This is a genomic window from uncultured Dysosmobacter sp. (assembly GCF_947631165.1).
Classification (GTDB): domain Bacteria; phylum Bacillota; class Clostridia; order Oscillospirales; family Oscillospiraceae; genus Oscillibacter.
Genome location: NZ_CANRKH010000002.1, coordinates 125,189 through 147,405, shown reverse-complemented (window position 1 = coordinate 147,405; position 22,217 = coordinate 125,189). Strand labels below are relative to the sequence as shown.

Here is a 22,217-nt window from a genome sequence, read left to right as displayed (position 1 = left end):
TGGTTCCCGTGGGCCTTGCTTCACCAATCTTGTATTTACCGTCGCTTCCGCGGCGGAGGGATACGCTTTCCTTTGATGGTGGTCCTCTGCTTTCAACCCCTCGCGGGGTTTACTCAAAATCGCGGTAATCCACCAGAGCGGGCGAACGCCGTTGTTGCCGTTGTACGCGTTGTTGTTGTTCAGCGTGCCGGAGGAATTGACGTTGCGGGCATTGTAGGAATTCGACGCGACAAAGCGCACCCCAAGAAAAGCGCCCGGCGGCTTTCACCGCCGCGGCTCGTTCCTCCGTTGATAGTCTGCGGCCCGGCCCCGGTCCTGTTTCGTCCATGTGGCGACGGGGCGTTTCACGTCAAGCACCTTCCGCGCCCATTCCTCGCATTGTTCCTTTGAAATCAGGTCGCTTTCCCGCGCCTGTTCGATAAAGAACAGCATGGTTTTACACTTCGTCATGGACTTTCGCTGATGGTAACGCCGTTCCCGCGCCTCCGCCGGGTCCGCAAGGTCAAGTTCGTTCGCCTCCTGCACCCGCTCGAAAATCTCCAGCGCCGTGTCGTTCATCCTCCGCACAAGGTCCGCAAACCGTTTCGGAAAACGCCGGGCGCTGGTCATCCGCCGCGTGTGCTTCGCCAGCTCCTTCGCGTTGCTTATGATCTTGAATTCTTTTTCTTCTTCCGGCGGCTGTTTGGCCGGTCCTTGCTGTGACATGATAAACGCACTTCTTTTCCCGTATGGTTTCGATCTCCGCCGGGTCCCCGTCGAACAAGAACCCGTATTCGGTGACGATAAGAACCGCCCTGCGCCCGGTGTACGTCCTCCCGCTGATCGTCAGCCGGTCAGCGTCTGCTCACCCCGCGCAAGGCGGTTCCAGTTCCACGAACAGATTTCCGATAATGCAGGATAGTTCCCGCGGCGGACACGCGTATTCCCTCAACATTCGATTCGTTGCCGGGCGGCGTTCCAAATGCCCTTTACCAGCTTGATTCCTTCCAGCGAATCAAACTGCACCAAATAGGGGTTGCCGGTGATATTGTTGAATAGGCCATCTTCCACGCGGGCCACCCGGCTTTCCAGTTCGCCCACCTTCCGCAACGCCTCCGCCGCGTCCGCCTCCGCCTTTTCCGCGGTCGCCTCCGACGCGTTCCACTTCGCCTTTTCCGCCGCTGTAACGTGCTTGTCGGTGTCCTGCACGTGTTCGATCAGGTCGGCAATGGCCGCGTCGTAAGCGCCCATAGTTTCGGGGTTCACGTGAATGTCGCTGTTGTTGGTGTGGGCGTTCAGTTCGATCTTCGAGGCGAACCCGTCGAAAAGCGCGCCATGTGCCGCGGGGTCTGCGTTGTGCTTTTCAAGGTCCTTTTTCGTGGCCGTAACCACGTTCGGGTCAATGTTGAAAGAAATAATCCCGGTGTTGGAATATTCGATGTGCATTGTCACTTCGACTTCCCCCGCCGCCCCGCTTGCAATGATGACTTTTTCGGTGTCCGGGGTGTTGCAGATTGCGAACGCCTGTCCCTCTTCCGTCAGCGCCGCCATTTCGCGGATTGTGAACCCGCCCACGTCGGAGGGGATGACGGCCACAACGTCAATCATGTTCGGGGAATCCTCATTGATCGACACGCTTTTGACCGCCCCGCTCCACGTCTGATTTTTCAGTTCCGTTTGCGCGGGGACCGGCTGATAATAGGACCCGCCGCCGTCGCCGACGGCCAGCGTCGTGATATTGACCTTTGTTCCCGTCTGCACCGCGATAACGCCCAGCCTTGTGCCGGTGTCGGTGACGACGGTTCCGTATGTTCTTTCGGGCATTTTTACAACCTCCTGTTCATGTCGTCCGGGTAGATTTCAAGGGTCCGTTTGTAAACCACGAACCCCGCCGCGGCGATGACCGCCGCCGTCGGTTCAATGTCGCGGGCCAGATACGGCCATATCTCCAGCCGCTGTTCCATAGAGTAGCACCCGCCCACGGTGACGGTTCCTTTCGGCGCTTCAAGCTGGTATCTGATCGCCTCCAAATGGGAACGGAGATTTTTATAAAACCGCACCCGTTCGAGGACCGCCGCTTGCTGTTCCGCCGTCACGCCCGTTCCCGCTCCGATGATGACCCGGAACGTGTACGGTTTCCCCCCGTATTCAAACCATTCTTCAACCCTTGTTCCGGGGAATACGGCCCCCAGCGCCTTTTCAACGGCGTATTTCGTCCCCAGCCGCCGGTGAACCCGCATACTGCTTTTGATGGTCGCCCGCTTCGCTTCGATGGAATACGAAACGTCGTACCAATCAACGTGAAGGTCGTATGCCAGAATATCAAGGGTCTTTTCGTCCAGTTCGTCGATTCGGGGGTAAATGATGTTCTTTTCGATCTCCGCCGCGGTGACGTGTAGTTGCTCCGCAACCGCTTTCGCCAGCGCGATAATATCGGGGTCAGCTTTCAGGGAAGGGGGGAGGGACCGCAAATAATCCGCCGAATAAAGGTCGCTGTCATTCACGTTCCGCACCCCCGTTCGTCATCGTCGCTTCCCCTTCCGCGACGGCAACCGAACCGTCGGGAACAACGGTATATTCCGGGGACCGTACTTCCACCCGCTTGATACCCGTTCCCATAAGCATTTGAACCAGCCGGGAGGGGTTCACGTCCCGGCCCATTCTTCCGCCCTGCCATGCCTTGAAATCGGCGACGGCGGCGTTCACGTTCGCTTCGACTTCCGGCACGGTCAGCGTTCCGCCCTCTTCCGTGTAGTACGTGAAGTCGATTTTGTATTTCACCTGTTCCGGCGCGCCGACGGTGACGTGATCGGTCAGTGGCCGCACTTTTTCATCGTTCAGCATTTCCCGAACCAGCTTCAAGGTTTCTTCCGTCGGAAGCGCCCCGCCGGACAGCAGAACCCGCACGTCAACTTCCCCCGGTTCCGGGGACGTGGCCCGCACGTCCACGATCTGCGCCGACGCGCTCTTTGCGAAATACTCATACCCGCCCAGCGGCCCGGCGGTGGAATAGGTTTCGACGCTCTCCCGCATTCGCTCATAAAAGGCCGCGTCGCTCTCCCGGTCCGCGCCCCCGGCGCTTTCGGTCGTGTTCTGCACCCGCTCGAAATATGGGAAAATGTCGATCAGTTGCGAGATTTGCCCGGCGGTAAAGCCGTTCCCGGCCTCTCCCGTCGTCAGGCATTCCGCTTCCACGTCGCCGGTTGTTTCCCCGGCCTGAATCGTCAGGTCCTCCGCCGTGGCAAACATGATTTCGCCGCCGGGGGTGACGCGGGTTCCCGCCGGAACGACGGTCGCAACCTCCAGCGGGACGGACAGCGTGAACCGCAACGTCGTTTTCGCCGCCGCCGGTTCAAGCCTGTATGCGTCCTTGAACAGTTCCGCGAGGGAATCCAAATAATCCCCCTCCGCATACCGGGGGACGTTCATTTTCGCGGAAAAGTCGATTGCCACCCGTTCCTGAATCATAATGTCGGCCAGCCATAGGATGAAGAGGCGGGCCGGGTCCGCCGGGTACAGCGTCCGCCCGGTGAACGCTTCATACGACTGTACCAACAGGCTTTCCAGCGTCGCCGTGTCCGTGTCCACAAAGGAAATTTCCGGGTAGCCTCTAACCTCATTCGACAATGATATTCACCTCCACAACAGGAATCAGCGCGCCGGGCAGTTCGCCCAACTCGAACGACACGTTCACGATCTCCGCCCGCGGTTCGTATAGGGTGATCGCCTCCATGACCTCTGAAATCAGAATGGGCTGGGCCAGTTGAACCGGCTTGTCAAGGAAGCGTTGTGCAAGCCCCAGCCCCCGGTCAAGGGGGACGGAGAACCGCGGCGTTGTCAGAATCATTGCGATATTCTGCAAAACCTCTTCAACCGTGGATTCCGGCGCAAGATTGATCTTTCCGGGCGTGTACGCCTTTACTACATAAGCCATTTTCGCCCCTCCTATCTTGCCGAATACGATTGCATGGTGACGTTGACGGAGGCGACAAGCAAGTTCCCCTTGCCGTCATAGCGTTTCAGGTCGTTTGACAGCTTCGTGACCACCCATTGATACGTCCCGTATGCTTTCGGGCCGATGATAAGGGGGTGGACCTCCCCCCGGCGCATTGCCTGAAGCAGTTTCGCAACCTCCGAAATGGGGTCAACCCCCAAAAAGGCGGAAAAAAACATGGTGAAGGACATACTTTCAACGCCGGTCCCGGTAAACTCTAAAAGCGGCTCTTTCAAATGCCGTTCGTGGGTGGCATAGGAAACCGACGCGTCCCATTTCAGCCCGTCAAACGTCTTGACCGTCTGCCGGGACACGGAAAACGTCACGTCGCCCCAATTTCCGATTACGGCCATGCGCTAAATCCCCCCTATCACGAACCCGTCGCCGTCCTCCGTGGGAATGTAAATGCAAAGTACAAAATCCCCCGGTTTCGGCAACCACGGCTTTATAATTAGATCGTGCTTGTGGTTTTCAAACGCCGCGTCGCCCGCTCCGCCGCTTTCGTACTCCGTCCGTTGCGGCACGTCGTAATCGGGAATGAAGGGCGGGTTTTTCAGCACCTTCAATTCCCCGGACACGAAAGTTCGCACCTTGTCTTTGAAGGTGACGCGGGCCGTGCGCTCCGCCTTGTTCACGGACGAAACCCAGCCCGTCCGCACAATATTTTTCAGCAAGGTTATATCGTCCATTAGTAGCCCTCCAGCACCCGGCGCAAGGTCAGGTCGGTTTTATACCCGCTCCGCGAAATGGAATGCGCCGCGGTTTCGATGATGTATTTCCCGTCGAACGCTCCATATCCCGAAACCTCCACGTTCACCCCCGCAACCAGCCGCGCGTCCCCGGTCAGGCCGAACGACGCTTTGAATTCGCCTTTGTTCTTTTGCCGTAGGCGCTTCATAGCAAGTTGCCGGGCCTCTTCCCGGCTGTTGACCTTTTCGTTGATCTCCAGCACTTGCCCGGATTTGTCCGCGTCCCGCGGGGTGTACGTGTATTCAATGGTCGTCGCCGTGGCCGGGTCTGTATAGGACACGTGGCATTTGCTGTATGCCGCGTCGTGCGTGCTTGTGGAGAATGACCAGCTTTTTACGTCCGCTTCGCCCTTTTTGATGGTCCGCACCGCGGCTTGACCTTCAAACTCCGCTTCGTCGAAAAGCACGATCATTTTTGCGGTCACTTTCAGGCTGATTCCCGCGGCCTTGCAAAGCCTCTGCAAAAAGGTAATGTCGGATTCCTGCAACTGTTCCTTCCGGGTGTAATACGGGTCGGAGGGCGAAAGAAACATACAGGCAAGGCCGTTCCGCCCGGCGATTTCGTTTGCAATCGCTGAAAGATTGATTTGCTCCCATGCCTGCGTTTTTTTCTGCGTCCGGGCCGTGGACGTGTGCGGGATTGACGTTCCCTTGATGGTGACTTTCGCGGGCGGGCCGGACCCGTCCACGGTGTCAACCTCGAACGTCCCGCAATCCAGCACCCGGTCTTTCCCGTCGGAATCCCAATTTCGCTGGATGATGACCGCCGAAATCTCCGTGCCTTTCCCGGCGGAAGGGGTATTAAGCCAGCTTCCCAGCCATACCCCTTCCCGGTCATCCATCGTGATTTGTAGATCGTCCGTTTTGTCCTCTTCGTTGTCCGTGTAGGACAGCGATTGCAAATACTTGTTCGCGTCCGGCGTAATGTCCGCGCCGTCGAAAATCACCCGGACTTCCGTTCTGCGTGCGTTCATTTCGCCACCCGCTTCCACGGCGGCAACTCCGCCGAAACGCGGGGGTCAGGGTCCGGGATGGACAGCGTGACCCCCGCGGGGAAGATGAAGAGGCGGCGGAATTGCGGGTTCGCCTTTATGATCTTGTCGGTGTACGCTTCGTCGCCCAGCGTTTTATAGGCGATTCCGTCCCACATATCCCCGGCAATGGTCGTGTATTTAGTCATACCTCCGCCGCCTTTCGTCCTCTTCTCTTTGCCGCAAGCGTTCGTCGAATTCCTCCATCAACGCTTCATCGTGCTGGCGCAAGGTTTCTTCAATGTCCCGCGCCTGTGCTTCGCTCCCGACATGGAAAACCGGGGCGCTGTGAATCACAACCGACGTTTGCCGGGAGGTTCCCGCCGTCACGGTCGGGGCGTTCACGCCGTCCGGGTTTCCTCCGCCGCCGGGCCGTCCGCCGTTCCCGCTCCGCCGCATTTCTGCGATTGCCGCAAGCAGGGCAGGGGCAAGGGCAACGATTGTCGCGTTGTTCTGCATAAGCTGTCCCGTCTGCGCCGCGGTGTAAACGGTCCTGTTCCGGGCGTTGGTGATAAGTTCCGCGCCCGCTTCGCCCGCAATAAAGGTTCCGGGGGTCCGGGGCGAACCCGTGGCCAGCCTGGGGATTGCCAGCGGGGTCAGCGGCGAAATGCTCACGCCGGGAATCTTGTTCACCAGCCCGATCACTGAATTTATCCCGTTGATGAAAAAATTGATTTTGCTTTCTGCGAATGTGATAATCGCGTTTACCACGGCCCGGAAAGCGCCGCTCACCGCGTCGCCGATTGCCGTTCCGATTGCGGTAAATTGCTCCTTGATCGTGGACCAAATACCGGCGAAAAATTCGCCGACGGGCGCGAAAACGGCTTGAATTGCCGCCCATGCCTCCGAAAATTTTTCGCCGAACCACGTTGCCGCGGCGGAGAAAATTTCCACTATGCGCGCCCACAACCCGGAAAAGAACCCGCCGACGGATTCGACGATTCCCGAAAACACGGATATGATCGGCTGAACCACGTTGTCGTTGAACCACTGTGCCGCGACGGAGAAAAGGGCGGTCGCAATCTCCCACAATTTAGCGAAAATTTCGCCGATTTTTTCGACAATCGGGCCGAAAATAGTAATAATCGGCTGAATCACGTTGTCGTTGAACCACTGTGCGGCGGCGACGAATGGGGCCTTGATCTTCTCCCATACCTCCGCGAACCACGCGGAGGCCGCGCCCCATGCCTCTTTGATCTTCTCCCATACTTCGAGGGCGACGGCCTTTACCGTGTCCCAATGCTTCACAACCAGAACGATTACAGCAATCAAGGCGACGATTCCAATTACCACAAGTCCAGTCGTGGAAGTAAGGAACGCGAACGCTTTTCCCAGCGCCGATGTGACCGTTCCGGCGATTCCGGCGACTTTTGCCCATGCGCTCGCCATTGCGCCCGCAATTCCTCCGTTGATCTGAAATTTAAGGAACGCCATTGCCGCTTCAAGCGCCTTGCCTTTTATTAAGCCGAACGCAAGTTGACCCGCCTTGATTCCCACGTTCAGCGCAAGTAAAGCGCCGATAACTTTAACAATCGTCGCCGCCGTTTCGGGGTTCGCCTGTACCCATTCATTGACCTTCCCGATCACGCCGGTTAGGTTCTGCACGGTGTCCCGCAACGTCCCGTTAAAGAGGTCGCCGACGGTAGTTGCCAGCCCCTCCCAAGCGGATTGCATAAGCGTAATATCGCCGTTCAGGTTGTCCAGCCGGGTGTTTGCCATCTGTTCAGCCGCGCCGGAACAGTTGTTGATAGATTCGTACAGCTTGTCATAGTCCGCCGCGGAAGCGTTCACAAGGGACAGCAAACCGGCCATGCCCTGCTTTCCCGCAATCGTGGAGGCATACGCGGCCTTTTCCGCCTCCGACAATCCGCCGAACGCGCCGCGCAATTCCCCCATGACCTCTTGAAACTCTTTCGCGGTTCCGTCGGTGTTCACAAGGGAAACCCCCAGCGTTTCCATAGCCGCGGCCACTTCGTCGGTGGGGTCCGCAAGATTCGTAATGATGTTCTTTAGGGACGTGCCGGATTTTGACCCCTTGATTCCCGCGTTCGCCATAAGGCCGATTGCAACGCTCATGTCCTCAATCGTATAGCCCATAGCGCCCGCAAGCGCGGCGGTCTGCTTGAAGGTTTCGCCCATAGTGCCAACGTCTGTATTTGCATTCGTGGCCGTCGCCGCCAGCACGTCTGCGAACCTCTGCGATTCCTCCGCGCCCATTCCGAACGCGGTCATTGCGTCCGTCACAATGTCCGAAACCGTCCCCAACTCTTCGCCGGAAGCGGCGGCAAGGTTCATCACCCCGGCAAGGCCGTTCATCATGTCGGAGGTTCCCCAGCCCGCCATAGCCATATATTCGAGGGCTTCCCCGGCTTCAACGGCGGTGAATTTCGTTGTCGCGCCCATTTCTTTAGCAAGGGCGGTCAAATCCTCCATTTCTCCCGCCGACGCGCCGGAAATCGCCTTGACCGTGGACATTTGCTCTTGAAAGTTAGCGGAAGGGGTAATGAAAACCTTGTAGAACGCGGCGGCGGCGGCTCCCGCAACCGCTGTCGCCTTTGTCAGTTCCGTTTTCAGTTCCGAAACTCTCTGCTTGTTCTTTTCGATTGCTTCGCTGAGATTTGCAAACTTGCTTTGCTGATCTTTAAGTGTGTCATACTGCTTTTTCAGCCCGGCGGTGTCCTCCGAAAGATTATCGGTATTGATTCCCGCTTTCCGCAACTCTTCGGAGGTTTCGGAAAGCTGTCTTTCCTGCGCCTCCAGCTTTGCGGTCGTGTCGGCAATCTGCTTTTCACAGCGTTCAAACTTTTTTCGCAAAGCCTCCGTCGGCTCTTCGGTTTGCTGAATTTCCGCTTGTAGCCGGTCGTGTTCCTGTTTCAACTGTTCCAGCTTTTGCCGGTTGCCCTCGACGGCCTCTTTCTGCTTTTGGTAGGAAGATACGTCGCGTTGGACCTTTTGCACGGCCTGAATCGACGTTTTCAGTTTATTTGCCGTACTCATAGCCGATTTGAAAGAACCGTTGAAATCGTCGCCCAGCGACGCTCTAAGCCTGAACAAAAATTCATATTCCTTCCGGCTTGCCACCGCGTTTCCCTCCCTTCTTGACAATTCGCATTTTTTGTATTTTAATTATGATGTGTTAAAGATAAGAATTTTTCCGAACAACAACACAAGAATGGAGGTTATGCCATGTTCGGCGAAATCACGTATTATCAAGAGGAAAGCCCCGGTTTTTTCAAGCCCGCAAACACGTTTTCTTCCATGTTCAACACAAATTCCGGCTATGGCCAGCTTGAATGTGAGATGACCGCGCTTGCCGGTTCCTTCCGTGCCGTGATTCCAGAATTCGACTTCTACGTGACGCTGGGTAATTTCTTTTGGAGCATAGGGGCCGGGCGTTGTGTCGTCGCCGCTTATAAACTTGCAAAGCGGTTCGGCGCGCTTCCCGATTATGCCGCCGCCCGCCTGAATGCCATACAGAAAAGCCCCTTCCGTGACAAAACCGTTGTCATTACGGGCGATTTGTTCCGCATGGAGCGCCCGGAAGCACTTTTTGAAGTTAGGAAGCGCGGCGGGTTGACCTCCGACAACCCCGTAAACACGATGGATATTCTTGTTTTGGGGTCGCAAGAATGGTCTGAAATGAACGGCGGTGTTGCCTCCCGCAAGGTTCAAAAGGCGGTTGATTTGCAGAAAAAGGGCCGCAAGATCGCCATTATATCGGAGGACGATTTTTATTCCATGCTGAACGAATGACCCAAAAGGGCGGACCGGCGTTACTGTCGGCCCGCCCTTCTTTTGTCCTCTTCATAAGCGGCGTTCACGTCCCGAATCCACGTCGAAAACTCTTCGTGCGTCATATCGAGAAAAAAGGGAATCCCGGTGAATGTCGCTTGCGCCATTCGGTAGGTTTCCCGCCGCCACCATCGGGCCGGGCTTTGCTTTAATAGCCCGATTCCGTTAAAAAACGGCGGACCGCGGAAGTGATCTTGTTAAAGTCGTTCAGGGGCATAGCCTCCAGCACGTCGCTTCCGATCTTCGCGGCCCGCGCCGCGATTTTGCATTGATAGTTCGCGGAGATTTCCGGTGCAATCGCGTATTCGTTGTTCTGTTGCATTTCGGTTTCGATTGCCACCATGTCCCGGCCCGTCAGCCGCGCGAAATCAAAGGTCAGTTCCGTATAGGTCCGGCCCTCATACTCGAACGGCTTTCGGAAAACGTGCTTGTAAACGCCCGCGTCAGGCTTTGTGGCGGCGCTCTCCGCCGGGGGCATAGGGATAAGGGCCGCGGCCTCCGCCGCGTCTGTGGCCGGTTCTGCGCCGATTCCGGCGGTCTTTTCGGTATTGTCGTTCATGTTCAATTCCTCCGTTTTGATTTCAGATTGTCAGATACAGAAAAAGGAAAATCCCGGCGGGGGAGAACCCCCGCCGGGTATTCGTTACGCCTTGCCCAGCGCCTTGCGAACGTCTGCCAGATAATCAACCCCGTTGACCTCATATTTGAAGTTCAGAATGTCGATTTCCAGCACCTTCACGCCGTTAATGTAGGTCGCGTAATAGGTCACGGCGTATTCCCCGGACGCTTCCGCGGAGGCGGCGGGGGCCAGCTTGCCGGGGGCAAACTTCGTCGGCGTGACCATAAGGACGTGTTTTACGGCGGTCTGCACGAACCGGCCCGCGCTGTTGTCCCACGCTTGCTGGGCGGCGCGGAGGTCAAGCTGGTGATTCCGCGGCTCCGCCAGCTTGATCGCGTCTTTCGTGACAGAACGGAAATTAAGCGTCAGGGTCATAGCCTCGATATGACCCACGAACGCGCCGTTGAACGCGCCGGAAATGCCCGCACCCTTGACCTCTTCCGTGATCTGCGAGATTTCGGGAAGCGTGACTTCCGCCATGCCGTAAAACTCCGTCGCGTCCTCATACACGGCAAAGTTGGTTGTGCCGTTGTCAACCTTCATGTTCTTTCCCTCCCTTTTATGCCGTCAGCGCCGCGGAAACGTACTCCACGTCGTATTCAAGCACGAATTCGCATTCCTTCATCGGGCTGGGCGGGGTGATAAACACGTGGAAAACAGCCTTGCCCGCCATCAAAGCGGTTTCGGTGTTTTCGTCCTCCCGGAATTCCACGCGCCCGCCCAGCAACTGCTCTTCCGAAACAAGGCCGTTCAGCCAAATATTCACGGAATCAACAATGCTGTCGATCAGCCGCCGGGTCATCTTGCGGTCAACCTTGCTCCAATAGGTCAGGACAAGGGAATTCGCCACCCAGCCGAACGTCCGGGACACGCTGATAAAGTAGTTCTTTACGTCCGTGTCCGCGGGGAAACAGGCGGTTTCGTCGCCCCAAAGCACATAACCGCCAATGAAGTTCAGCGCGGTAACAATGCCGTTGCTGTTCAGGTAGTTTGCTTGATCGAGGTCCAGCAGAACAACTGTGCCGTCGGCAAGAACCGCGCTGTCCATCTGCAAAAGTTTGTTGGAGGGGCTTTCCGCCGGGCAACCGCCGTTGTCCGAATCGGTCAGGCCCATTCGCCCCGCCGCGGCGACGGAGGCGTGAAAAACCCGGTCCCCCAGCTTGAAGAGGGGCCAGCAAAGGATTTGTGTTTTCGCGTTGATGTTCTTCCCCTTCTTCCACGCGGGCGCGTCGGCGTAGTGCTTCACTTCGCCGGTGTCAATGTCGCAAAGGGCTTTCCCCTCGAACACGCCATTGATGGAAGCGGCCTTTGCGGACATGATCGCCGCAACCTCCGAATCGTGGGACCAGCCGGGGGCCAGCAACAGGTCAACGACGATTCCGTATTTCGGAAAAACCTTGTCGATCAGTTCAAACCCGGAATATTTCTTCGTTTCGGGGTCGAACCCGCCGATAATGTCGCCCTTCTCCACTCCGTCGGGCTTCACCTTGTCGAACCCGATTGTCAGTTCCCCGGTTTCGGCCTTGATTCCGCCGCCCTCCAGAATTTCGACGATCAGGTTCTTTCCGTCGTACAGGGTGTCGTAATCCTCCCCGGCCACGAAATAGGGCTTTTTCTCGGACGTTCCTTCGTCCTCGTTCTTCACCTTGACGCTGGTTTTGATCGCCTCGAACGGCAAAAGAACCTGTCCGTCGGCGACGGGGTATTTCGTTTCGGCGACGGTTTCTTTGTGCTTCGTCGGGTCCAGCACGTTCACGAACACGACTGGGGCCACGCCGTAAAGCTGGAATTGCGAATAAATCATTTCGCAAATCGGGTATTTCTGCCAGTCGTCAGAATACCCCAGCGCGGAAACGGCCTCCGCGTAACTCATGCACATAATGGGTTCGTTGGTCTTTCCGTCCTCGACGGTATGGACCGGGGCCACACCGACGACGAACGGCACGCCGCAATCGGCCTCAACAGGGGTCGAAACCGACGTGTCAACCTGTCGCGTGGATACGCCGTGGTAATATTCGGCCATCGTTTATACCTCCCTTTTCCGGCTCATAGCCGAAATAATGTCGTTGTAATGCTTGTGCGCGATATTGCCGGGGGTTTTGACCCTCGCGGAATAGAACGCCAGCCGGTTGATGGGGACGATCAGGTTTTTCACCTGCGGATAGTCCTTCACAACGTCGGCAAGGTAGGCCAGCACGTCCTCCCGGTTGCCCCGGAAGATCGCGTTTGCCCGCAACCGCCCGCGGGGAATGGAGGGGCCGACATAAACGAACGTGTCTGCGGCCTCTGTGCGGCTCTCTGCGGCCCCTCCGCCGGGGGTGGTGTCTGCGGTCCCGCTCCCGCCGTCGCGGTCCTCTGTGCCCGCGCTGGTGTCCTCTGCGCGGTCCTCCGTTCCGCCGCCGCCCGTTCCCCTCTCTTCGCTCCCGTCCGGGGCCTCTTCGTCGGTCGCACCAGCGGGGGAGGCGTGGGCGGTGTCGCCGCTGGCCTCTCCCGCGGCCTCTGCGCCGTCCTGCGCGCCGTCAGCGGCGGGGGTGGTATAATTCCCTTCCCCGCCGTCGTCGGCGGCCTCCTGCGCGTTGTGGGCCTCCAGCGCGGCAATGATCGCGGAGCGGGCCGCGTCCTCTTCCACGGCAACGCCGTTTTCCACGGCCAGCGCGTACAGGTCGGCGCGGGCCGCGTTTTTCTTGAATTTGATTACTGCCATATTTTCTGAACCTCACTTTCGATTGCGGGCATGACCCATTCGGTCATCATTTCGCCCAAATAGTAAGGGGCTGTGCTGTCCGGGTACACGATCATTTCAAGGGGCGGTTTCAGCAGAAAGCGCCCGTCAATCACGTTGTCCCGGAATAGGGCAATGCGAATCCGGGTCAACAGGTTAAGGACGCACGTTGCGCCCTCTTCGCTGTTCTCCGAATAGGTGGCCGCGACGATTCGCACCATGCACGTGCTTTCCGGGGGCTGTCCCTCTTCCTGCGTGTCGGTGCTTTTGATGTACTGCAACAGGATATAGGGGATTCGTTCGATCTCCGCCGCCTTGTTCGGCAAGCGCATTTTGTGAATCTCCGCCGGGCGCTCTTTCGGCTTCCCGCTCTTGCGGTCCACCCGGACGGGCAAAAGAATATCCTTCGTTTCGTCCTTTACGAACACTTCCAGCGCGTCAAGCAGTTGTAACGGTGTCAATCTCTGTCTTTACCTCCTTTCCCGTTCCCTCCGTCCTTGACTTTTCGCTTTTTTTATATTTTAATATATTGTGCTAAAGGTCGGAATTTTTAGCGTTATTAACACATACGGAGGTAAACGAAATGAACGGACAAATTAGCGTGTTTGATTCTGTGTCCCCGGCTGGCGGCTCCGCCGCCGATTCTGAATCATTCGGTTGTTGTCATCGGTTCCGTCAATGTTCCGACGCGGGCCGGTGTCTGATTCCCGATCTTGACTATTCTTCCGCCTGTTCCTATCGGAAGAACCTTGAAAAAGGTTTGATTTTTTACGGGAAAAACGCCGCCGGTTTCTCGCTTTCGGAATACCGCGACTTTTGTTCCCGCGTTGACCAACTGCCGGTTGAAGTACATATTGAATACTGCCGCATTATGGTTCACTTTTGGTTCACTGAATTTGCGGCTTCTTCTGTCTTATGGGACAATTCGCCCGCCCTTCAATCGCTTTGTGAAGCGGGCTTTTGTAAAGCGTCGCCATGCGAGGACCGTTTTCTTTCTCTCTGCAATGACAAAAAACTTCGCAAAATGCTTTCTTGCCACCCTGTTTACGGCCCTGTTTGGGATTCCGTGCCGCCAAGTGACGACAAGCGGAAAAAGAGTTTTCTTTGCGCGTGGATAAAGATGAACGCCGTCCCATTTCTTGAATCTTTATCGGGCAAGTATTCTCTTGTTTCTCTCGAACAGACATACCGCGAATATTCCCACGAATACTATCACGATTTTTTATCAGGTAAGGAAAAAGAATTCCTTGTGACCCTCCCCAAAAAACGCGACGATTTCGGTCTGTTCAATGCAACATGATTTACCTTCCGTAGCCGTTCAAAATCCGGGTTACTTCATGCTCTATCCGTTTGTTTATGGTATCTTGAACCTTCTCTTCGACTTTCTCCAAAACAACGGAATTGTCGGCCATTGTCGCGGTTGAAAGCCCCATGATCTCTTTAACGGGCAATCGTTCTTTCCGCTCCCGCTCGAATATGCCTGTATGTCCCGTATTCTTCATTCTTGCAATAAAGGCGTGAACAAACGGCGTTTGCGAGTTGCTTTTTAACATTTTCGCTTTGACGGTTGCGCCCTGCGTCGGAACGGTCGGCGTTACGCTGTAACGATAAAGCGGTATTTTGTACCCGGCGAAAGTGATTGTCCCCACGATTCCGCCGTCTATGGTCTGAATTTTCGTTTTGATGTTCGTTTCAGCCCGTACATTTTGCCGTGATATGGCATACACGCTTGTAATCTGTTTTACCGTTTCCGTGCGAACGGTGCTGTTCGCACGCTGAATGACGCTCCGCAACGCTTTTTCAAGCCCGTTCGGGACCTCCGAAAGAATTTCCCGCACCCGGTCGATTTGCTCTTGCGCAATTTCGATCATTCGATATACGCCCCCAAATACATGATGACTTCCCCGGCTTCAACGTCGGTTGCGGTGATCGTGTAAAAGGTGTCCCCGAATTCCACGGGCAACCCCTCTTTCGGAATCTTTTTCAGCAGGGACAGCGGCGCATAAAGCACCGCTTCGACGCGGGAAATGCCGTCCGCGTGGTCCGTGGACGGCTTTTCCCGGCCTTTCACGCCGCCTTTATTGAAGATAACGGGGCCTTTGTACCGGGTCCCGTCAATCCAAAATTCGAGGTCGTCCGCCATTTCTGCGCTGTTGTGAAATATCCGCGTCAAGTCCCGTTCGACTTGCGCTTTGAAGTTCATTCCCATTACAGGACCTTCGCAACGTACCAGCTGTTCACCTCATGCGGCACGGTCAGCGGCGCGCTGTTGATCTGCAAAAAGCGCCGGTCCGGGCGGCGCTCAATCCACGTTTGCGGTGCTTTGTCGGCCTCCACGGTGACAAAGCCCTTGCCCTCTTCCGGGATGAAGGTAATTGCGCCGTAGTAGATGGAATACAGCGCGGCGGTGGACAGCATAGCAAGATGACCGGCGGGGACAAGGGGCTTTTCCTCCGGGCTGTCGGGTTCGGTCCAGTCGTCCAGATACCACTCGTTGTACTGGTAGATGTCCAGCCCCAGCTTCTTGTAGGTCCCGACGTAGGTTACGCCGCTGGGAAGCATACGGGGGGCAATCACCGCAATGTCATAAGAACGGGTGTCCAGCACGTCCTTGACCTTCGGGTGGTTGATGAACGCCGTTACCACGTCCGCCGCCATCACGCAAATGTTGCAGTTGACGAAACCGTTTTTCTGAACCGCGGTATGCCACCGCTCAAGGTCGCCCAGCGGGTCGGACGTGTCCTTGTTCCATTTCAGATTGTCGGTCACGATGGTTTCGGTGTTGGTAAAGGAAAAGTCGATTTCCTCGTTCAGCCCTTCGCCGATGACGGGGATTTTGCCGGTGAAGATCGCGCTTGCGGCCATCCACTCTTCGCGGCGAACGATCATTTCGTTCAACTCCCGCAAATCCTCCGCCAGCTTCTCCACGGCCCTTTGCGCCGGGGTCCGCCCGCTGTACGGGTTTTCGCCCGCGCTCCGATTCAACAGGTCGTCAACGGTCGTCACCTTGTTAGGGGCCAGCAGGGCCGGGGTGTAAGACTTCGTTTCGTACCCGCTGTTCAGAATGGTTTTCCCGCCGATTTTCGGGTGAACAAAGGGGGCAAGGGCGCGCCCGCCCTTCACAAAGTCCACGTCAACGCTCTTCGTAACGAACGTCCGGCGGTTCTTGAAAAAGGTATCGCGGAAAAAGGTTCGCACGGGGGGCATACGCCGGATAATGCCGCCCAGCGTGCGCGGGGTGTAAATGTCGGTTTCAATAGCCATTTTTTCAGTCCTCCAATTTTATTTTTTGGTGTTTTGGGGTCAACTTGCCATTTCAGCGCCGGAAAAGTTCAGTGTGAACAGGGTTTCGCCCTGCGCCTTGAACGTGAATTTCTTTGTCACGTCAACGCGGAGGACCCACCACAAGTCCGTTGCTTTCTTTTCCGCCGCGCCCTGCACGGTGATTTCCTCGCCGGTGTATTGCTCCGCAAGTTTGACCGGGAAATAATGCCCGGATTGCTCTTCCGGGTTATTCGGGTTGAATTCCTGCCACGATTCAACCTTTTTGATCTCCCCGGTGACGGCCCCGTTCAGTCCGTCCCAAGTGATCTTTGCGGTTCCTCCAATCAGGCTTCCAACCGTTTTTCCGCCCAAATCAGAAAAGGCGTGTCCCGTCGGCGGAACAGAAACACGGTCACGCCCTGTCAAGGGTCCGCCTTTTCGGTTCCTTTCAGGAAAATTCCGATCTTGCGGAACGCCTCTTTCACGTCCGCGGACTTGACCCCTTCCGGCCACGTCAGCGCCTCGGCGAAAAATTCGCCGGTCAGGTAGACGACAACCGCGCCGTCGGTGGAATCCGCCGCCGCAATGCCGTACACCTTGTCTTTGCTCTCTGCGTCGGCCTCCTTCGCCTTGCCCTCCGCCAGCACGACGGGGGCCAGCTTGCGAATCTTCCCGTCGGTTGCGACAACCTCCGTCGCAACGGGGTATTCCCCGGCAAACACGTTCACGGGGGCGGTGCTGTCTGTCTTGACTTCGTACATGGTGTTATCCTCCTTTACTTCGTTTCGGGAAACAGCGCGTCAATGGCCGCGTCGATCTCCGCTTGCGCGCTGTCGCCGCCGGTCCCCTCGCGTCCGCCGCCGGTCCCCACGTTCCCGGCGTTGCTTTCCTTCGCGTCCGCGTCGCGGTCAGCGACGTATTTTCCGCCCTGTTTCTTCTGCTCCGCGACAATCGCTTTCGCAACGTCGCCCGCGGCAATGGGGTTCGCAAACTTCGCGTCGTTCACGATGTTTTCAAAGCCCGCCAGCGCCACGTCCTCGATGTCCTGAATGCGCTTCCGCTCCGCCGCCGTCGCCTCCCGCTCGATCTGCGCGGTCAGGTCCGGGAAAGCGGCTTTCAGGTCCGCAACGGTTTTGATCTCTTCGTTCTTCATGTCCTGTCGCTCCTTTTCGGTGTCTTTTTTTGGATTTTTGTTATTTGAAAAACCGCCGGACGTGTGGGCCGTCAGGCGGTTTAACAACGAAACGGGCATATTCGGGAAGCGTTCAAGGTCCACGGAAACGCTGTTGACGATGACTTTTCGGGCGTTTTCAACGGTGGTTTCCGCGTCCTCAAACATAAGTTTATCGCAAAACCCCGCTTCGACGGCCTGTTTGCCGTCCATCCACGTTTCCGCCTCCATGATCGCGGCGATTTCTTCCGGCTTCTTCCCGGTTTTCAGGGCGTACCCGTTGACGATGGAATTATTGATAACCCCGATTTCCTCCATCATCTTTTCAAGTTCGGCTTTCCCGTAATAGCCGATCAGCCCCATTTTCGCGTTGTGGACCATGAAAACCCCGTTGCCGGGGATTTCGATTGTGTCGCCCGCCATTGCGATTATTGTTGCGGCGGACGCGGCCCAGCCGTCGATCTTCACGGTGATTTTTGCCGGGTTGTCCTTCAACCGGGTGTAAATCGCGTTCGCGGCGAACACGTCGCCGCCGCCGCTGTTGATTCGCACCACGATTTCGGGGACCTTCCCCAGCGCGGTCAGTTCGTCGGAGAATTCCCGCGGGGTGACTTCATCCCCCCACCACGTGGAGGAAGCAATATCCCCGTAAAGGATAAGTTCCGGCGGGTCGTTTTCCTCCGCCGCCGCGCGGAATTCCCAAAAGTGCCGGTTATTCGGCGGGTTGATTGCTCCCGCTCCCGGTTTGCGGTCCTTCGACATTTCCTTGTGCCTCCTTCAATTCTTTTTCTTCGCGCCGCAACTGCGCGACATTTCGGTAATAATCGGACCCGTTCATTTCGACGGCCTCCCGTGCGCGGGTCGAAAAGCCGTTTTGCACCCGCTTTTCCGCCGCGGAAACTTCCTGAACCGGGTTCAAAAGCCCTTGCGCCGGTCCGTTCCATTCCGCGGTTGTGTAAGCCTTGCGCCTGATCGGGTCAGTGAAAAAGCCGGGCGCGGGGATTCTTCCCTTTGCCACGGCCTCCGCGAACCACTCTTCATAGATCGGCTGGCAGAAATCCGCCGCCAGCCATGTCCTATACATACGAAACATTTTCCACGCCTCCAACAGCGCGCCGCGGGAGGCCGTGAAAGAGGAATTGAACGACTTTACCAGCAGTTCGTAGGGGATTTCGAGGGCCGCGCCGATCTGTCGGCAAATGGCAACCACGAACCCGTCAAACGCTGTGTTTGGCCGTCCGGGGTTCATGTCGTGGGCCTTTTCCCCTTCGTTCAGGTCCACGATTGCGCCGGGGGCAAGTTCAATCGTGCTGTCGTCCTCCGCGTCAACCTGTGCTTCTTCCGGGATGACTTCGCCGAACGGGTTTTCACTCGACGCGGATTCCTTTTCGATGAAAACAGTGAACATTCCCGACACGACGGCGGCGACTAACTCCGCGTCGGTGTACCGCCCAAGCTGTTTTAATGCCTCAATGACCGGGGCAAGGAACGGCACGCCGCGCCGCTGTCCGATTCGCTCCCGGTTCATAATGTGAAGCACGTTCCGCCGCCCGGTCCGCTTGCCCCATGCTTCAACCCGCGTCCACCCGGTTTCTGTCATGTCGTAGGACAAGGGGTGGTGCTTGCTGATATGATAGGCCACGACTTCGCCCGCGGCGTTCGTTTCCACGCCTCCGACAATGTGCGGGTCGGCAAGCCCGTTCGGGTTGCTCAATCGGTCCGCCTCGATCAGACAAATTCGGAGGTCGTAAGGCATATTCACCCGCTTTGTGACCGGGAGGGTGGCCAGCACGTCGCCGGACATAAGCCAATTTAGAAATGCAAGCTGTTGGAGTTCGTAAAAGTTGTCCAGCCGCTCCAAATCGCACGCCGGGGAATCAGCCCACAAAGCGAATTCCCGTTCAATCAGCCGTTCGAGGTTCCGGGCTTCGCTCTCTTCAATGCCCAGCGCCTCATAGTCGATTTGACTTTTCAGGCGGAGGCCGGTTCCGACGACGTTTGTTCGGCACGTTTTCAGCGCGCCGGTTGCGAGGGGAACGCCCATGTATAGGTCACGGGACCGCTGGCGGAGGGTCGAAAGATTATCTTGTATATCCTCTTTCGCGGACCCGCCGCCGTAAAGCCACCCCATAAGCGATTTTTTCGTGTGGGACGCTCCCGAATTCCCGTACCCGCTGTCCATGATTTCAAGGCCCCGCCGGGCCTTTGCGCGTTTCAGGGCGTGGACCGGGGAAACCGCCGCAATCATCCTGTCAAGCGCATTCATACCGCTTCACCGCCCTTCTTCATAGGTCCCGCGGCACGGCGCGGAATACCCGGTTCCGCCCTCCGCTCTTTTCGATGTTCTCCAGCCGGTCAACTTCGTTCTGCCAGAATTCAATTTGCTTCCTGATCTCCGCAAGGTTCGCCCGCGTCAGGCTCCGCGAACCGATGGTGTAACTTTGATGTGTCGTTACCTCCAATTCGGCTTCCAGCCATGCGTTCAGGTGATACCGGGCTGTTTCAAGCCGCGTCTTTTTCAACGCCATTTAGAAAATCCCTCCATTCGTCCGGGGCCGTCGTCCGCGTCGTTTCGGCGCGGGGGCCGGGGCGTTTTCGTCCGGCTTCTTCAAAACCGGGTTCGCAATCTCCAGCGCAACAGTCGCATAGTTCCGCACGTCCAACGGTTCGTTGCGCTTGTACCCGCTGTCTTTCATGGTCCAGACGTATTGTGCCTTTCCCTTTTTGTACGTGATAACCATTTTTTCGGCGGTCAGGCCGCGGAAGTATTCGGGTGTGTACCCCCGGTCTTTGTCCCGCGGGAAATGGCAATAGCCCGGCCCCTCTTCCTGCACGGCCAGCCGCTGATACAAGATCGCCTTGCCCGTGTCAACTCCGATTGTGAAAAGGGGCGCTTTTACGATGTTCGCCGTTGAAGGTTTGTTGTAGTACGGCACGTCCGCGCCGCCTTTGCCCTTGATTGCAAAGACGCGCCGGGCGGTCCTGTCCTTGCAAAACCTGTAAACTTGCGTCGTGAAGTGTCCGCCGGAATCAACGCAAGTACACGTGATTTTCAGCCGCCGCCCGTCGGAGGTCGTGAAGGTTTGGGATAGAAACGCGTCGAGTTCGTCCCAAACGGGCTTCAATTTCAGGTCGCCGCGGATAACCTGATACCGAATACCCCAGCTTTCCTTTTCCACGCCCCAGCCGACAACCTCCAATTCAAAGCGGTCATCCTGCACGTCAACGCCCGCCGTCAAAACAAGCACTTCTTCCGGGACCTCGCAATTATACCGTTCGCGCCGCTTGTAAAGATCGTCGGTTTCGATCTGTTCGCCGTCCTCTTCCCACGTTTCCCCCATTTCAAGGTTTGTCCACGCTTTCAGCAGTTCGACGTTGCCTTTTTTCTTTTCTTCGTTCGCGGTTAGGAATTTTTCGACGATCTCCCGCCATTCAACGAACAGGGAAGCAAGGGCGTTCAAATGAAATCCCCGAACCTTCCGTTCGGGGTATTTCGCAATGAATTTTCCCTTTTGCGCTTGCTCTTTCCACTCCGTTTCAGACGAAACCACGCCGCACGCCGGGCAAGTACACCCGATTTCGTCCAGCTTGTCCCGGTCAAAAACGATGTTCGCCCACGAAAGCGGCGTGTAAGCGCCGCACGCCGGGCAAGGCACGTTCCATTCCTCTTGTGTGCTGTTTTCAAACTCGACGGCAATTCGGGACGTTTCCTTATTCGTCGGCGTGGAAACGCATACTTCTTTTTTGTTCCAGAACGTCGCAAGCCGCTTCGTCGCAAGCAACAGGGGGTCGCCCTCATTGCCCGCGGTCGCCGGGTATGCGTCGATTTCGTCCGCAAGCAGAATCCGAATCGGGCGGGACCGCAACCCCGACGGGCTGTTTGCGCCCACCATCGTGACATGACCGCCCGGAAACGACTTCTTCAAGATCGTGTTTCCGCTGTTCCGCGACTTTTCGTTGACCTTGCCCCGTAGAACCGGCGTGTCCCGCAACATAGGGGTTAAACGGTCCTTTGAAAAGGTTTCCGCAAGCTGAATCGTCGGTTGCATTACCATAATCGGCGACGGGTCATAGTGCATATAGTAGCCGATGGGGTTTAGAATCAGCGCGTCGGTTTTGCCGATCTGCGCCGCCGACATGATGACGACTTTTTGCACCCGCATATCGCAAACCGCGTCCATGATCTCGCGTTGATATGGGGCGCGCGACGTGCGCCAGCGGCCCGGCTCCGCCGCCGATTCGGAGGACAACCGCCGGTATTCGTCCGCCCATTGCGAAATTGTCATGTCCGGGGGAGGGGCAAGCACGGAAAAAATCTGCGTGAAAAGGTCAACCGTCGCTTTCTTCATCGTCCGGCCTCCTTTCCCCGTCCTCTCCGAACGCCGTTTTGAAGTCGGACAGTTCAAGCAAGGCTTCGTCGATCTCTTCTTTCAGCAGGGCGAATATTTCCGCCCGGTCAGATTTCTTCGCAAGTATGGGGGCCTGTTTCGCCGGAATCGCCATCAAACGCGATTTGAAGTTTACCAGCATATCCTTCATAACGCGTTCTATGTCCTCCGACGCGTGAAGCGTCCCTTCCTTCAACTGCAATTCGTATTCTTCGTTCTTCCGCTTCGCCCGGACCAGCTTTGCCCGCTCCGTGTTATAGTCAATGACTTCTTCGCTTTCCGGGTTCCGGCGGCGGAGGTAGTTTATATACCTGTGGTTCGTGTCGATCAGTTCGTACAGGCCGGGGCGGGCCTCCACAATCACTTTTTCGTCGCGCAACTGTCGCACGCGGCGTTCCGACACGTCCAAAAACCGCGCGACGGCCTTTGTGTCGTAAAGTTTCACGGGTTTTCGCCCCCCTCCAACGTCTTTTCCGCCGAACCTCCCCCCATATAAAAAAATCCCCGG

General features: G+C 56.8%; 27 protein-coding genes. 2 read left to right on the top strand and 25 right to left on the bottom strand.

What is annotated here, in order from left to right:
• Positions 1-264: 264 nt before the first annotated feature.
• The 10 genes from Q0Z69_RS02040 to Q0Z69_RS01995 form a co-directional block, all read right to left on the bottom strand.
• Positions 265-705 carry a four helix bundle protein gene (locus tag Q0Z69_RS02040; RefSeq protein WP_298029368.1) on the bottom strand — a complete coding sequence of 147 codons (441 nt, stop codon included), beginning with the start codon at positions 703-705 and terminating at the stop codon, positions 265-267.
• A 222-nt stretch (positions 706-927) separates the two neighbouring features.
• A complete protein-coding gene (locus tag Q0Z69_RS02035) occupies positions 928-1,803 on the bottom strand; it encodes a phage tail protein (RefSeq protein WP_298029366.1) in 876 nt (291 codons plus the stop codon).
• Positions 1,804-1,805: 2 nt separating this feature from the next.
• Positions 1,806-2,483 carry a phage tail protein I gene (locus Q0Z69_RS02030; RefSeq protein ID WP_298029364.1) on the bottom strand — a complete coding sequence of 226 codons (678 nt, stop codon included), beginning with the start codon at positions 2,481-2,483 and terminating at the stop codon, positions 1,806-1,808.
• Positions 2,476-3,606, bottom strand: coding sequence for a baseplate J/gp47 family protein (locus Q0Z69_RS02025; RefSeq protein ID WP_298029362.1), 1,131 nt, complete (start codon positions 3,604-3,606; stop codon positions 2,476-2,478). The genes Q0Z69_RS02030 and Q0Z69_RS02025 overlap by 8 nt, the downstream gene beginning before the upstream one ends.
• Positions 3,596-3,913, bottom strand: a complete 318-nt coding sequence (locus Q0Z69_RS02020) for a hypothetical protein (protein WP_298029360.1) — start codon at positions 3,911-3,913, stop codon at positions 3,596-3,598. The genes Q0Z69_RS02025 and Q0Z69_RS02020 overlap by 11 nt, the downstream gene beginning before the upstream one ends.
• A gap of 11 nt (positions 3,914-3,924) precedes the next feature.
• Positions 3,925-4,326 carry a phage tail protein gene (locus tag Q0Z69_RS02015; RefSeq protein WP_298029357.1) on the bottom strand — a complete coding sequence of 134 codons (402 nt, stop codon included), beginning with the start codon at positions 4,324-4,326 and terminating at the stop codon, positions 3,925-3,927.
• A gap of 3 nt (positions 4,327-4,329) precedes the next feature.
• On the bottom strand, positions 4,330-4,662 hold the full coding sequence (locus Q0Z69_RS02010; protein ID WP_298029356.1) for a hypothetical protein: 333 nt from the start codon (positions 4,660-4,662) through the stop codon (positions 4,330-4,332).
• Positions 4,662-5,696, bottom strand: a complete 1,035-nt coding sequence (locus tag Q0Z69_RS02005) for a phage late control D family protein (RefSeq protein ID WP_298029354.1) — start codon at positions 5,694-5,696, stop codon at positions 4,662-4,664. The genes Q0Z69_RS02010 and Q0Z69_RS02005 overlap by 1 nt, the downstream gene beginning before the upstream one ends.
• On the bottom strand, positions 5,693-5,902 hold the full coding sequence (locus Q0Z69_RS02000; protein ID WP_298029352.1) for a tail protein X: 210 nt from the start codon (positions 5,900-5,902) through the stop codon (positions 5,693-5,695). Before Q0Z69_RS02000 ends, Q0Z69_RS02005 begins: the two co-directional genes overlap by 4 nt.
• Positions 5,895-8,834: a phage tail tape measure protein gene (locus tag Q0Z69_RS01995; protein WP_298029350.1), complete on the bottom strand. Its 2,940-nt coding sequence runs from the start codon at positions 8,832-8,834 to the stop codon at positions 5,895-5,897. Before Q0Z69_RS01995 ends, Q0Z69_RS02000 begins: the two co-directional genes overlap by 8 nt.
• Positions 8,835-8,939: 105 nt before the next feature.
• Between Q0Z69_RS01995 and Q0Z69_RS01990 the strand changes: the two genes are divergently transcribed.
• A complete protein-coding gene (locus Q0Z69_RS01990) occupies positions 8,940-9,506 on the top strand; it encodes a BRCT domain-containing protein (protein ID WP_298029348.1) in 567 nt (188 codons plus the stop codon).
• A 187-nt stretch (positions 9,507-9,693) separates the two neighbouring features.
• Here the strand turns inward: Q0Z69_RS01990 and Q0Z69_RS01985 are convergent, their stop codons facing one another.
• From Q0Z69_RS01985 to Q0Z69_RS01965, 5 genes are all read right to left on the bottom strand, one after another.
• Positions 9,694-10,104: a phage tail assembly protein gene (locus tag Q0Z69_RS01985; protein WP_298029346.1), complete on the bottom strand. Its 411-nt coding sequence runs from the start codon at positions 10,102-10,104 to the stop codon at positions 9,694-9,696.
• Between the two features lie 84 nt (positions 10,105-10,188).
• Complete coding sequence (locus Q0Z69_RS01980; RefSeq protein ID WP_298029344.1) at positions 10,189-10,707, bottom strand: phage major tail tube protein; 519 nt, start codon at positions 10,705-10,707, stop codon at positions 10,189-10,191.
• 16 nt (positions 10,708-10,723) lie between these two features.
• Positions 10,724-12,187: a phage tail protein gene (locus tag Q0Z69_RS01975; protein ID WP_298029342.1), complete on the bottom strand. Its 1,464-nt coding sequence runs from the start codon at positions 12,185-12,187 to the stop codon at positions 10,724-10,726.
• Positions 12,188-12,190: 3 nt separating this feature from the next.
• Positions 12,191-12,868 carry a hypothetical protein gene (locus Q0Z69_RS01970; protein WP_298029340.1) on the bottom strand — a complete coding sequence of 226 codons (678 nt, stop codon included), beginning with the start codon at positions 12,866-12,868 and terminating at the stop codon, positions 12,191-12,193.
• Complete coding sequence (locus Q0Z69_RS01965) at positions 12,859-13,347, bottom strand: hypothetical protein (RefSeq protein ID WP_298029338.1); 489 nt, start codon at positions 13,345-13,347, stop codon at positions 12,859-12,861. The genes Q0Z69_RS01970 and Q0Z69_RS01965 overlap by 10 nt, the downstream gene beginning before the upstream one ends.
• A gap of 122 nt (positions 13,348-13,469) precedes the next feature.
• Between Q0Z69_RS01965 and Q0Z69_RS01960 the strand changes: the two genes are divergently transcribed.
• Positions 13,470-14,186 carry a hypothetical protein gene (locus tag Q0Z69_RS01960; protein ID WP_298029336.1) on the top strand — a complete coding sequence of 239 codons (717 nt, stop codon included), beginning with the start codon at positions 13,470-13,472 and terminating at the stop codon, positions 14,184-14,186.
• Position 14,187: 1 nt separating this feature from the next.
• On the opposite strand, the gene Q0Z69_RS01955 is transcribed toward Q0Z69_RS01960, so the two are convergent.
• The 10 genes from Q0Z69_RS01955 to Q0Z69_RS01910 are packed head-to-tail and all read right to left on the bottom strand — an operon-like array spanning position 14,188 to position 22,154.
• On the bottom strand, positions 14,188-14,757 hold the full coding sequence (locus tag Q0Z69_RS01955) for a hypothetical protein (protein ID WP_298029334.1): 570 nt from the start codon (positions 14,755-14,757) through the stop codon (positions 14,188-14,190).
• Entirely contained in the window at positions 14,754-15,095 is a 342-nt protein-coding gene (locus tag Q0Z69_RS01950; RefSeq protein WP_298029332.1) for a hypothetical protein, read from the bottom strand. The genes Q0Z69_RS01955 and Q0Z69_RS01950 overlap by 4 nt, the downstream gene beginning before the upstream one ends.
• Positions 15,095-16,150 (bottom strand): major capsid protein, encoded by a 1,056-nt coding sequence (locus tag Q0Z69_RS01945; protein WP_298029330.1) that lies wholly within the window; start codon positions 16,148-16,150, stop codon positions 15,095-15,097. Before Q0Z69_RS01945 ends, Q0Z69_RS01950 begins: the two co-directional genes overlap by 1 nt.
• A 39-nt stretch (positions 16,151-16,189) precedes the next feature.
• A complete protein-coding gene (locus Q0Z69_RS01940) occupies positions 16,190-16,576 on the bottom strand; it encodes a hypothetical protein (protein ID WP_298029328.1) in 387 nt (128 codons plus the stop codon).
• Complete coding sequence (locus Q0Z69_RS01935) at positions 16,573-16,911, bottom strand: hypothetical protein (protein ID WP_298029326.1); 339 nt, start codon at positions 16,909-16,911, stop codon at positions 16,573-16,575. Before Q0Z69_RS01935 ends, Q0Z69_RS01940 begins: the two co-directional genes overlap by 4 nt.
• A 14-nt stretch (positions 16,912-16,925) precedes the next feature.
• On the bottom strand, positions 16,926-18,083 hold the full coding sequence (locus tag Q0Z69_RS01930; protein WP_298029324.1) for a head maturation protease, ClpP-related: 1,158 nt from the start codon (positions 18,081-18,083) through the stop codon (positions 16,926-16,928).
• Positions 18,034-19,587: a phage portal protein gene (locus Q0Z69_RS01925; RefSeq protein ID WP_298029322.1), complete on the bottom strand. Its 1,554-nt coding sequence runs from the start codon at positions 19,585-19,587 to the stop codon at positions 18,034-18,036. Before Q0Z69_RS01925 ends, Q0Z69_RS01930 begins: the two co-directional genes overlap by 50 nt.
• Positions 19,588-19,606: 19 nt before the next feature.
• The gene (locus Q0Z69_RS01920) at positions 19,607-19,849 is read right to left on the bottom strand and encodes a DUF6148 family protein (RefSeq protein WP_298029320.1); all 243 of its coding nucleotides are present in this window, start codon (positions 19,847-19,849) and stop codon (positions 19,607-19,609) included.
• The gene (locus tag Q0Z69_RS01915) at positions 19,850-21,670 is read right to left on the bottom strand and encodes a phage terminase large subunit family protein (protein ID WP_298029318.1); all 1,821 of its coding nucleotides are present in this window, start codon (positions 21,668-21,670) and stop codon (positions 19,850-19,852) included.
• A complete protein-coding gene (locus Q0Z69_RS01910; RefSeq protein WP_298029316.1) occupies positions 21,651-22,154 on the bottom strand; it encodes a hypothetical protein in 504 nt (167 codons plus the stop codon). Before Q0Z69_RS01910 ends, Q0Z69_RS01915 begins: the two co-directional genes overlap by 20 nt.
• Between the last annotated feature and the right edge of the window lie 63 nt (positions 22,155-22,217).

What these genes read in the sequence shown, in the direction of transcription:
- Q0Z69_RS02040 (WP_298029368.1), bottom strand. Translation starts at nt 705, where the DNA reads ATGTCACAGCAAGGACCGGCCAAACAGCCGCCGGAAGAAGAAAAAGAA.
- Q0Z69_RS02035 (WP_298029366.1), bottom strand. Translation starts at nt 1,803, where the DNA reads ATGCCCGAAAGAACATACGGAACCGTCGTCACCGACACCGGCACAAGG.
- Q0Z69_RS02020 (WP_298029360.1), bottom strand. Translation starts at nt 3,913, where the DNA reads ATGGCTTATGTAGTAAAGGCGTACACGCCCGGAAAGATCAATCTTGCG.
- Q0Z69_RS02015 (WP_298029357.1), bottom strand. Translation starts at nt 4,326, where the DNA reads ATGGCCGTAATCGGAAATTGGGGCGACGTGACGTTTTCCGTGTCCCGG.
- Q0Z69_RS02010 (WP_298029356.1), bottom strand. Translation starts at nt 4,662, where the DNA reads ATGGACGATATAACCTTGCTGAAAAATATTGTGCGGACGGGCTGGGTT.
- Q0Z69_RS02005 (WP_298029354.1), bottom strand. Translation starts at nt 5,696, where the DNA reads ATGAACGCACGCAGAACGGAAGTCCGGGTGATTTTCGACGGCGCGGAC.
- Q0Z69_RS02000 (WP_298029352.1), bottom strand. Translation starts at nt 5,902, where the DNA reads ATGACTAAATACACGACCATTGCCGGGGATATGTGGGACGGAATCGCC.
- Q0Z69_RS01990 (WP_298029348.1), top strand. Translation starts at nt 8,940, where the DNA reads ATGTTCGGCGAAATCACGTATTATCAAGAGGAAAGCCCCGGTTTTTTC.
- Q0Z69_RS01985 (WP_298029346.1), bottom strand. Translation starts at nt 10,104, where the DNA reads ATGAACGACAATACCGAAAAGACCGCCGGAATCGGCGCAGAACCGGCC.
- Q0Z69_RS01980 (WP_298029344.1), bottom strand. Translation starts at nt 10,707, where the DNA reads ATGAAGGTTGACAACGGCACAACCAACTTTGCCGTGTATGAGGACGCG.
- Q0Z69_RS01975 (WP_298029342.1), bottom strand. Translation starts at nt 12,187, where the DNA reads ATGGCCGAATATTACCACGGCGTATCCACGCGACAGGTTGACACGTCG.
- Q0Z69_RS01970 (WP_298029340.1), bottom strand. Translation starts at nt 12,868, where the DNA reads ATGGCAGTAATCAAATTCAAGAAAAACGCGGCCCGCGCCGACCTGTAC.
- Q0Z69_RS01960 (WP_298029336.1), top strand. Translation starts at nt 13,470, where the DNA reads ATGAACGGACAAATTAGCGTGTTTGATTCTGTGTCCCCGGCTGGCGGC.
- Q0Z69_RS01955 (WP_298029334.1), bottom strand. Translation starts at nt 14,757, where the DNA reads ATGATCGAAATTGCGCAAGAGCAAATCGACCGGGTGCGGGAAATTCTT.
- Q0Z69_RS01950 (WP_298029332.1), bottom strand. Translation starts at nt 15,095, where the DNA reads ATGGGAATGAACTTCAAAGCGCAAGTCGAACGGGACTTGACGCGGATA.
- Q0Z69_RS01945 (WP_298029330.1), bottom strand. Translation starts at nt 16,150, where the DNA reads ATGGCTATTGAAACCGACATTTACACCCCGCGCACGCTGGGCGGCATT.
- Q0Z69_RS01935 (WP_298029326.1), bottom strand. Translation starts at nt 16,911, where the DNA reads ATGTACGAAGTCAAGACAGACAGCACCGCCCCCGTGAACGTGTTTGCC.
- Q0Z69_RS01930 (WP_298029324.1), bottom strand. Translation starts at nt 18,083, where the DNA reads ATGTCGAAGGACCGCAAACCGGGAGCGGGAGCAATCAACCCGCCGAAT.
- Q0Z69_RS01925 (WP_298029322.1), bottom strand. Translation starts at nt 19,587, where the DNA reads ATGAATGCGCTTGACAGGATGATTGCGGCGGTTTCCCCGGTCCACGCC.
- Q0Z69_RS01920 (WP_298029320.1), bottom strand. Translation starts at nt 19,849, where the DNA reads ATGGCGTTGAAAAAGACGCGGCTTGAAACAGCCCGGTATCACCTGAAC.
- Q0Z69_RS01915 (WP_298029318.1), bottom strand. Translation starts at nt 21,670, where the DNA reads ATGAAGAAAGCGACGGTTGACCTTTTCACGCAGATTTTTTCCGTGCTT.